The organism is Clostridium sp., assembly GCF_026168755.1.
Taxonomy (GTDB): domain Bacteria; phylum Bacillota; class Clostridia; order Clostridiales; family Clostridiaceae; genus Clostridium.
In genome coordinates this window covers 1-1,761 of the sequence record NZ_JAPFDR010000106.1, presented here as the reverse complement: position 1 = coordinate 1,761, position 1,761 = coordinate 1, and the positions used below count along the sequence as shown (strand labels likewise).

4 protein-coding genes are annotated in these 1,761 nt (G+C 26.1%); all 4 read right to left on the bottom strand.

Features of this window, described 5'->3' with window-relative positions; all coding sequences use genetic code 11:
- Nucleotides 1–186: hypothetical protein (locus Q0Y03_RS15420; protein WP_297714668.1), on the bottom strand; the 186-nt coding region annotated here is incomplete at its 3' end.
- Nucleotides 187–261: 75 nt separating this feature from the next.
- A complete protein-coding gene (locus Q0Y03_RS15415) occupies nucleotides 262–615 on the bottom strand; it encodes a hypothetical protein (RefSeq protein WP_297714667.1) in 354 nt (117 codons plus the stop codon).
- Between the two features lie 401 nt (nucleotides 616–1,016).
- Nucleotides 1,017–1,160, bottom strand: coding sequence for a hypothetical protein (locus tag Q0Y03_RS15410; protein WP_297714666.1), 144 nt, complete (start codon nucleotides 1,158–1,160; stop codon nucleotides 1,017–1,019).
- A 175-nt stretch (nucleotides 1,161–1,335) separates the two neighbouring features.
- The coding region (locus Q0Y03_RS15405) for a class B sortase (RefSeq protein ID WP_297714665.1) at nucleotides 1,336–1,761 on the bottom strand (426 nt) is incomplete at its 5' end.

The following is a 1,761-nucleotide window of genomic DNA, read 5'->3' as shown; positions in this document are numbered from 1 at the left end:
TTTTCTATTTATGATTCTATTTACGAATCTATTTTGATTTTTACTATGCTCTATCATCTCTATAAAATCATACTTCTTTCTGTTTTTAAAAGGGTTAAGTTGACTATTTTGACACTTTTGTTTTTCTATATATCTATCTGCTTTTCCCCATATTACTTCCTTTCCAAAAGCGTTCCCCAGGAACACTTTAAGCTTCTACCGCACTACACATTAACTTACTCACTCTGTTCCGTTACTTAATATTCCGTTTGGTCTACTTTCTTATATTTCAAAATCACTAAAATTATTATCAACAAACTGCAACAAAACATTATATAATAATATATTTAAACTTCTACACTCTCTTATGTATTCAGCTACATATATTTCATATGCTCTTATATTTTCTTCTTCCGTTAAGTTTATACTTACCCTAGCTCCCCTAGTTTTACTTGATGTACCATAAAGCATTTTCTCTTTATTTAACTTTGGATTCTTCAACCAATCCCTTATTATTTGCTCTGCTAATTGATTATATCTTATTTTTTGTCTATGCAAACCATTTATAACTATATACTCTTCTAACTTTATTCTTATTTCCTCGGTAATTCTTATCGCTACCTTTATTCTCTCCATGTCTTTTCCTCCAAATATGTATTTTAATTTTATTTACCTTATAACCTAAATAAAATAAGTATAAAAATACTTGCTTTATTTAACTTACCTAATAATAAAAGATGTCCTTCAGGGACATCTTTTTATCTTATTAACCAATTTATTCCTTCAAAAATATGTCCTTTGGGAACACTTTTTAAATATTTTTTTCCGATTTTGCTCCTACAATAACACAAGCTACACTTGCAACTCCACATACTGATAAAACTATTGATATAACACTCATAAACATCATAATTCTCATTCATTTCTTTTAATATCTACTTTTTTTATTTAATATTTATTTTATTAATAAATTTTCTTCCTTCTTTCATTTTTTTATCTATATAATTATTTATCCAATTTATTAGATTTTTTTGCATTTATATCTCCCTAATTTTTTTACTTACTTTATGTTGAATACAAATCCTATCGCTAAAAACTTTTAATACTACCCAATTATCAGGATTTAACTTGCTTTCTTTCATCATAATTTTTTGCTTCCTAGTTGGATTTTTCCATTTCATATGTTACCTCCTTTAAATTACCTTTTATAAATTAACTAAAATAAGCATAAGATCACTTACTTTAGTTAACTTACTTAACAATAAAAAAGTGTTCTTCGGGGATACATTTTTTATTTCATCTTTATATTACTTTCTCTTATAACTAAAAGGTGTCCCCTAGGAACACCTTCTTCATTTATCTTATTTTTTCTTCTAAAACTATTCCATTAACAAGTAATCTATCAGAAGTACCTTCTCTTCCGTAGCAAGTTATTAGATTAAAAACTTGTTTTGTTGAATATTCCATAATACTCTTTTCCAACTTATTATTACTATATTTATTTCTACTAACTAATTCTGAAAGCAAATCTATATATTCTACAGTTCCAAGTTCATATTCTCCATTAAACACATCATCACTTTCATTAGTAATAAATATTGAAAATATATCACATTTCATAGCCTTTCTTTCTGTATATACATAGATATATCTATGTTCTTCTAAAAAGTCTGAAGATAAGTATTTTCTAAGTTCACCAAACATTTGACTACTAGCCATGTTATGCCCAAATATAAATGTATTACCCTTTGTAAAGTTTGTACCACTAAAACTAAATAAAGA